This is a genomic window from Nocardioides sp., from assembly GCF_036267815.1.
Classification (GTDB): domain Bacteria; phylum Actinomycetota; class Actinomycetes; order Propionibacteriales; family Nocardioidaceae; genus Nocardioides.
Window position 1 is genome coordinate 45,831 of record NZ_DATAVI010000088.1, and the last position, 7,306, is coordinate 53,136.

The 7,306-nt window shown below is 72.4% G+C and carries 10 protein-coding genes; 6 read left to right on the forward strand and 4 right to left on the reverse strand.

What is annotated here, in order from left to right:
• Positions 1-3: 3 nt before the first annotated feature.
• Positions 4-807 (reverse strand): diaminopimelate epimerase, encoded by an 804-nt coding sequence (gene dapF / locus VHW64_RS18400; protein WP_329652032.1) that lies wholly within the window; start codon positions 805-807, stop codon positions 4-6.
• On the reverse strand, positions 804-1,772 hold the full coding sequence (miaA, locus tag VHW64_RS18405; RefSeq protein ID WP_329652033.1) for a tRNA (adenosine(37)-N6)-dimethylallyltransferase MiaA: 969 nt from the start codon (positions 1,770-1,772) through the stop codon (positions 804-806). The genes dapF and miaA overlap by 4 nt, the downstream gene beginning before the upstream one ends.
• 55 nt (positions 1,773-1,827) lie before the next feature.
• Between miaA and VHW64_RS18410 the strand changes: the two genes are divergently transcribed.
• The 5 genes from VHW64_RS18410 (at position 1,828) to VHW64_RS18430 (ending at position 3,474) form a co-directional block, all read left to right on the forward strand.
• The gene (locus VHW64_RS18410; protein ID WP_329652034.1) at positions 1,828-2,112 is read left to right on the forward strand and encodes a hypothetical protein; all 285 of its coding nucleotides are present in this window, start codon (positions 1,828-1,830) and stop codon (positions 2,110-2,112) included.
• 65 nt (positions 2,113-2,177) lie between these two features.
• Positions 2,178-2,342: an antitoxin gene (locus VHW64_RS18415; protein WP_329652035.1), complete on the forward strand. Its 165-nt coding sequence runs from the start codon at positions 2,178-2,180 to the stop codon at positions 2,340-2,342.
• Between the two features lie 47 nt (positions 2,343-2,389).
• Positions 2,390-2,845 (forward strand): NUDIX domain-containing protein, encoded by a 456-nt coding sequence (locus VHW64_RS18420; protein WP_329652036.1) that lies wholly within the window; start codon positions 2,390-2,392, stop codon positions 2,843-2,845.
• A 21-nt stretch (positions 2,846-2,866) separates the two neighbouring features.
• Positions 2,867-3,124: a hypothetical protein gene (locus VHW64_RS18425; RefSeq protein WP_329652037.1), complete on the forward strand. Its 258-nt coding sequence runs from the start codon at positions 2,867-2,869 to the stop codon at positions 3,122-3,124.
• Entirely contained in the window at positions 3,121-3,474 is a 354-nt protein-coding gene (locus tag VHW64_RS18430; RefSeq protein ID WP_329652038.1) for a hypothetical protein, read from the forward strand. Before VHW64_RS18425 ends, VHW64_RS18430 begins: the two co-directional genes overlap by 4 nt.
• A 122-nt stretch (positions 3,475-3,596) precedes the next feature.
• Here the strand turns inward: VHW64_RS18430 and miaB are convergent, their stop codons facing one another.
• Complete coding sequence (gene miaB / locus VHW64_RS18435; RefSeq protein ID WP_329652039.1) at positions 3,597-5,093, reverse strand: tRNA (N6-isopentenyl adenosine(37)-C2)-methylthiotransferase MiaB; 1,497 nt, start codon at positions 5,091-5,093, stop codon at positions 3,597-3,599.
• A gap of 65 nt (positions 5,094-5,158) precedes the next feature.
• Between miaB and VHW64_RS18440 the strand changes: the two genes are divergently transcribed.
• A complete protein-coding gene (locus tag VHW64_RS18440) occupies positions 5,159-6,202 on the forward strand; it encodes an SIS domain-containing protein (RefSeq protein WP_329652040.1) in 1,044 nt (347 codons plus the stop codon).
• Between the two features lie 87 nt (positions 6,203-6,289).
• Here VHW64_RS18440 and murQ read toward each other — a convergent pair whose 3' ends face one another.
• Positions 6,290-7,207, reverse strand: coding sequence for an N-acetylmuramic acid 6-phosphate etherase (murQ, locus tag VHW64_RS18445; protein ID WP_329652041.1), 918 nt, complete (start codon positions 7,205-7,207; stop codon positions 6,290-6,292).
• Positions 7,208-7,306 lie beyond the last annotated feature (99 nt).

The following is a 7,306-nucleotide window of genomic DNA, read 5'->3' on the forward strand; positions in this document are numbered from 1 at the left end:
GGCTCAGAGATCGGTATCGCCGCGGGCGACCAGGACCGCAGGGCCGGTGAGCGACACTGCGCCCGTCTCGTCGCGCGAGACCTCCAGGGTGCCGCCGGGGACGTCGACCCGCCATCGCCCCGGTCCGTCGCCGTCGGCGCTGGCCAGCGCGGCGGCACAGGCGCCGGTGCCACACGACCTGGTCTCGCCGGCGCCGCGCTCGTGCACCCGCATCGCGATGTGACCGGGCGCGCGGCGCGACACGAACTCCACGTTGACCCCGTGGGGGAACAGCTGGTCGTCGACCTCGGGCGGCTGCCTCAGCGACCCTGCCTCGGCCAGGTCGTCGAGCAGGACCACGGCGTGCGGGTTGCCGACGACGATGTGCGTGGCCGGCCACGAGCGGTCCCCGACCGACACCTTCGTCTCGCCGTGGAACGTCGCGGGCCCCAGCTCGGCGGTCAGCAGGCCGCCCTCACGGCGCACCGTCTTGACGCCGCTCCGGGTGGCGATGCGCACAGGCCCGTCGGGGACCAGCCCCTCGTCGTACAGATGGCCCGCGAAGACCCGGATGCCGTTGCCGCACATCTCCGCCACGGAGCCATCGGCGTTGCGGTAGTCCATGAACCACTCGGGCGCCCCGGCGCCGCCGGTGAGCGCCAGCGAGCGGATCACGCGCAGGACCCCGTCTCCCCCGATCCCGGCGCGGCGGTCGCACAACGCGCGCACGCGCTCGACCGGCAGGTCACCGTGGACCGACCCGTCGTGGTCTGGCAGCAGCACGAAGTCGTTCTCGGTGCCGTGGCCCTTGAGGAAGGCGTACCTCACGCGTCCAGTCTGACAGCCTCCACGGCTTCCACCGCCCGGGAGACGCGCTCGGGGTCGTCGTACCGGACCCAGACGACGCGAGGGTCCTTGCGAAACCAGCTGTCCTGACGCCGCGAGAAGCGGCGGGTCGCGACCGTCGTGCTCTCGACGGCCCGGTCGAGCGTGATGTCGCCGGCGAGGTGGCTCACGACCTCGCGATAGCCGATCGCGGTGCGCGCGGTCCGCCCGTCGGCCAGGCCGGCCGCGAGCAGGAGACGCACCTCCTCGACGAGCCCCGCCTCGAACATCGCGCGCACGCGCTGGGCGATCCTGCCGTCGAGCGTGGGCCGGTCGATGTCGACCCCCACCTGGACGCTCTGGGGGTCGTCGTACACATGGGCGGGGAGCGTGGCCCCGAACGGGCGCCCGGTGAGGCGCACCACCTCGAGGGCGCGGACGACCCGCCGGCCGTTGTCCGGCAGGATCCGGGCGGCCGCGCCGGGGTCGACCAGCGCCAGGCGTGCATGGAGCGCCAGCGCACCCAGCTCCGCGAGCTCGGTCTCCAGCTCGCGTCGTACGCCGGGGTCGGTGCCGGGGAACTCGAAGCGGTCCAGCACGGCCCGGGTGTAAAGAGCGGAGCCGCCCACCAGGACCGGCGTACGGTCCCGGCCACGGATCTGGGCCACCGCGTCGCGGGCCCAGCCCTGGAACTCGGCGACCGTCAGGGGTTCGGTCACCTCCAGCAGGTCGAGCAGGTGGTGCGGGACGCCGCGGCGTTCGGCCTCGGGCGTGGTGGCGGTCCCGATGTCCATGCCGCGGTAGACGGCCATGGCGTCGGTGTTGACGATCTCCCCGCCGAGGCGCTCGGCGAGGTCGAGGGCAAGCTCGCTCTTGCCCGCGGCGGTCGCGCCGACCACGGCCACGATCGGGTGCACGACCGGGCCGCGCGCCGACCCTCCGGCCGGGCTCGCCGTCACGCTCGGCATGGGGCTCAGTCTGTCAGGCGGTGGCGGATTGCGGCCCACGCCCTAGGGTGGTGCCATGGCGGGGGCCCTCGAAGACGAGTTCGACGAGGACTACGCGCCCGACGACCCTGCGCACGACGTCGCCCCGCCGTACTGGTTTCCCGGCACCCGGATGCCCGACGAGGCTCGGCGGATCGGTCTGACCCATCACGTGCCGGACGGCGCGCTCCTCGACTTCGCCGGTCATCTCGACCCCACCCGGACCTACCACCGGGTCGTGGCGTGGGTGATGCTCGTGGTGTTCGGGCTGCCGGTCATCTTCTACGTCATCCGGCTGGCTCAGGACCTCGGGGTTCATTGATCGGCCGCACGGCGCTAGCGTGCTGGTAGCGGTCGCCGATCGACGGCCCCCACGGAGGTAGCGGCATGGGATTCATGGACGACGCCAAGAAGTTCATCGACGAGCACGAGGACAAGGTCGACGAGGCGATCACGAAGGCCGGCGACATCGTTGACGAGAAGACCGACGGGAAGTTCGAGGGCCAGGTCGACAAGGCGCAGTCCTTCCTCGAGGACAAGACCGGCAACTGAACCTCGTCCGACGGGGAGCCCGTCAGGGTGCCCCTACAGTGACCGGCGTGGTCGATCGCTTCCGGCTGGTCCCGGCGTCGTACGTCTACCTGCTGCGTCCGGGAAGCCGCGGCGACGAGGTTCTGCTCCAGCTGCGGCGCGACACCGGATACATGGACGACCACTGGGCTGCTGCCGCGGCCGGGCACGTCGAGCAGGACGAGACGGCGTACGACGCAGCGCGCCGTGAGGCGGCCGAGGAGATCGGGGTCGAGGTCGGGTCTCTCGGCTTCCTGACCGCGATGCAGCGCACTCGCCACGCGGACCCGATCGACGAGCGGATCGACTTCTTCTTCGCCTGCCGGGAGTGGGACGGCGAGCCGCGGATCGTCGAGCCGGCGAAGTGCGCCGGGTTGGGCTGGTTCGCGCTCGAGGGGCTGCCCGACCTGGTCGTGCCGTACGAGCGATTCGTTCTCCAACGCCTGGGTACGACCCTGGAGAGCTACACGACGTACGGGTTCTGACGCCGCTGACGGGAGAACGACGTGACCGATCTCGGAGAGCAGCCGAGTCCGGAGATCGAGCCTGCCGAGCCACCCCCGGGCGGCGTCGATGCGGTCGAGGAGACGTTGTACGACTCGAAGCCTCTGGTTCCCGACCTCTCCCGGCTGGGCAACGAGGGCGGCCGGGAGATCCCCGACGAGATCAGCGACGAGATCACCGAGCCCTCCGACAGCGACACCGAGGCCACGCGAGGCCAGGGCGGCGAGGACGAGCAGGGCCAGAAGGAGTCGACGGCATGAGCGACCAGGCAGAGGGCACCGACAACGAGCAGCCCACCGAGCTGCGCGACTCCAACCCGAATGCCGGCGGTGATCAGCGGGCGGCCGGCCAGATGGGAGTCAGCAGCGAGCGGGTCGGCCCGGTCGGTGGTGGGTCGTCCGGAACCGACGGGGAGAAGGACACCTCCGCAGCGCGACGTCCCGACCAGGCCGGCGACTGGGTGGGATCGGACGCCGAAGGTGGCCCGGAGGCGGAGGGTCCGGGAGTAGACGCTCAGGAGCCGGAGGAGAACCCCGAGGGCCTCGACCCGAAGGCTGGCTACCCGTCGCTCGACCCACGCAGCGCCGACCACCCCCACAACACTTTCTAGGGCTCCGCGGCTGCCAAATCCCCCGCTTACGCGGGGGATTTGGCACTTCTTGGGGGTTGCAGCGGCCAGTAAGTGACAGAAGCCCCGCTTCAGCGGGGGATTTGACGACGGCGGCCCGTCGCTCAGGGGGTGGGAATGCTGGTGGTGGGGGCCCCGATGGTTGGCATGCCGAGGCCCACGGTGCTGGGAGGGGGCGCGAGCGTGCGGGCCTCCCACGCGTCTCCCGAGCGAGTACGTCGGTGGGCCAGCAGGGGCCCGTCGGCCACCAGATGGTGCGGCGCGGCGTAGGTGACCTCCACCTCGACCACGTCGCCCGGGCGGATCGGCGACGGCTGCTCAGCCACCGCAGCCGGCGGCGGGGCGAAGTGGACCAGCCGGTTGTCGCGGGCCCGGCCCGTCATCCGCCGGGTCGCGAGATCCTTGCGGCCCTCACCCTCCGCGACGAGCAGCTCGACCCGGCGGCCCACCAGCCGCTTGTTCTCCGACCAGGCGACGTCGTTGACGACCTCGACCAGCCGGTCGTACCGCTCGCGAACGACGTCCGGCGGCACCTGGTCGGGCATCGTCGCCGCAGGTGTGCCGGGCCGGATGGAGTACTGGAAGGTGAACGCCGCGGCGAAGCGCGCCTCGCGCACGACCTCCAGCGTCTCGCGGAAGTCGTCCTCGGTCTCCCCCGGGAAGCCGACGATGATGTCGGTCGAGAGTGCGGCGTCCGGCATCGCGGCGCGCACGCGCTCGATGATGCCCAGATACCGCTCGCGACGGTACGAGCGCCGCATCGCCCGCAGCACGCGGTCCGAGCCGGACTGAAGCGGCATGTGCAGCTGGTGCATGACGTTGGGGGTCTCGGCCATCGCCGCGATCACGTCGTCGCTGAACTCGGCGGGATGCGGACTGGTGAAGCGCACCCGCTCCAGCCCGGCGACGTCCCCGCACGCCCGCAGCAGCTGGGAGAAGGCCCGCCGGTCTCCGAACTCGACGCCGTAGGCGTTGACGTTCTGCCCCAGCAGCGTGACCTCGCTGACGCCCTCGTCGACCAGCGCCCGCACCTCGGCGAGGATGTCGCCCGGACGGCGGTCCTTCTCCTTGCCGCGCAGGCTCGGGACGATGCAGAACGTGCAGGTGTTGTTGCACCCGACGCTGACGCTCACCCATGCGGCGTACACCGACTCGCGTCTGGTCGGGAGCGTCGAGGGGAAGACCTCGAGCGACTCCAGGATCTCGACCTGCGCCTCCTCCTGGACCCGCGCGCGCTCGAGGAGGACCGGCAGCGAGCCGATGTTGTGGGTGCCGAACACGACGTCGACCCAGGGCGCCTTCCGGGTGATCGTGGCGCGGTCCTTCTGGGCGAGGCAGCCACCGACGGCGATCTGCATGCCCGGCCGCCGCGCCTTGACCGGGGCGAGGTGGCCGAGGTTTCCGTAGAGCTTGTTGTCGGCGTTCTCACGCACCGCGCAGGTGTTGAGAACGACGACGTCGGCCTGGTCTCCCTCGGGCGCGGCGACATAGCCGGCGGCCTCGAGCAGCCCGCTGAGCCGCTCGGAGTCGTGCACGTTCATCTGGCACCCGTAGGTCTTGACCTCGTAGGTGCGCGGGGTGGCGGTCTGGGTCGTGCTCATGACAGTCGCCAAGCGTACGGCGCCTCGCGAGATCCCCCACCTCGGCGCATTGGTATAGTCCAATTGTGACGCGGACCTGGATGCGGACTGAGATCGCCGAGCAGAGCCAGGCGGTCGCCGCGACCGTCGAGGAGGTACGCCGCCGCGCCGAGCAGGTACGGACGGCGATGACGGGCCGGCGCCGGATCCTGCTCGTCGCCCGCGGCTCCTCCGACAACGCCGCGGTCTACGGTCGCTACCTCGTCGAGACCCGGCTCGGCATCCCCGCGGCGCTGGCCGCCCCCAGCGTCGCGACCCACTACCACGCGCGGCTCGACCTCTCCGACACGCTCGTCGTCAGCGTCTCGCAGTCGGGCCGCACCGAGGAGATCGTCGCCGTGCAGCGCTGGGCGGCCGAGCTCGGAGCGGCGACGATCGGCATCAGCAACGACGCGAGCAGCCCGCTGGCGACCGAGTCCGACGTACCCCTCACTACGCAGGCCGGCGTCGAGCGCGCCGTACCCGCGACCAAGTCCTACTCCGCCCAGCTCGCGGCCCTCGCCGGGCTGGCGGCCGCCCTGGACGGCGGCGAGGTGCTCTGGGAGCTCCTCGCGCGCGTCCCTGCAGAGCTCTCCCGGCTGGAGTCGGCCGAGGAGGGTGTGGCCGGCGCGGTCGACCTGCTCGCGGAGTCCGACGACGTGCTGGTCACCGGACGGGGCCTGGGGTTCGGCACGGCGCTCGAGGTGGGGCTCAAGCTCGAGGAGACGTGCCTGCGACCGGTGCGGGGGCTGTCGTACGCCGACCTGCGTCACGGTCCGATCGCGGTGGTCGGGCCGGGGCTGACCGCCGTGGTGGTCGCCGCCCCCGACGGGCCGATGCTCGCGCCCATCGTGGAACTGGCCGGCGACCTCGCGGGCCGGGGCGCCCGGGTGCTGGGGGTGGGCGGCGACGCCGCGCTGGCCGCCGCCTCGTCGTACCACGTCCCGGGGCCCGAGCTGCCCGAGCCGGTGGCGCCGATCGGGCTCATCGTCCCGGCGCAGCTCGTCGTGGAGTCCCTCGCCCGACGGCTCGGACTCGACCCCGACGCGCCTCGCGGCCTCAGCAAGGTCACGGCCACCGACCCGCGCTGACCGGCGATCGCGCCGGCCCACCCCACCGGGGTAGTCCCTGACAAAGACGCTGCCCGGGGAGCCCTCAAGCGACAGCTCTGTCAGGGACTACCCCCCCGATCTCAGGGCCTCCCGCACGCTCCGACCCAGGGCCAGCCGGCCTGCCGCGTCCGCGGCGGACACGTCGCCCAGGAGCATCACCACCGCGACCTTGACCGACCCCTCGGCCTGCTCGAGCGCCGCGGCAGCCGCATCGGAGGACGCACCGGTCGCCGCCTCCACGATCCGCCGCCCCCGGTCGCGCAGCTTGCCGTTGGCCAGGGCCAGGTCGACCATCAGGTTGCCGAAGGTCTTGCCAAGCCTCACCATCACCAGCGTCGAGAGGGCGTTGAGGACGATCTTCTGGGCGGTGCCCGCCTTGAGCCGGGTGCTTCCGGCAACGAGCTCGGGACCGGTCGGCGTCTCGATCGCGATCTCGGCGACGTCCGAGGTCTCCGCACCCTGGTTGTTGGCGACCGAGACCGTGAGCGCCCCCCTCGCCCGAGCCGATCGCAGACCCGCCACGACGTACGGCGTGCGACCACTGGCGGTGATCCCGACCACCGCGTCCGCCTCGGTGACACCCAGCTCGTCCAGCGCCGCCACCGCCGCGTCACCCTCGTCCTCGGAGTGCTCGGTCGAGCGGACGGCGCCGACCGCACCACCGGCGACGACCGCCACGACGACCTCCGGGGGGACGCCGTACGTCGGCGGGCACTCGGCCGCGTCGAGGGCCGCGAGCCGGCCGGGGGTTCCGGCGCCGAGGTAGATCAGGCGGCCGCCGCGCCGCATCCGCTCGGTCACCGCGTCGACCGCGGCGACCAGGGCGTCCGCGCCGTGCTCGAGAGCCGCGTCCACGGCCAGGTGCTCGTCGATGGCGAGCCGGACCAGGTCGGCAGTCGTGCGCTGGTCGAGGTCGTGCAGGTCGGGCCGCACCGCCTCGGTCCCCAGCCCGGCCAGCCGGGCGGTGTCATGTGCCTGGGTCATCGTCTGCTGCTCCTTCTCTGCCTGGCTCTGTCGGGCACTGCCTGGCTCCGTCGGGGCCTGTCGGGCTCTGTCGGGCTCTGTCGGGCTCTGCCTGGCTCC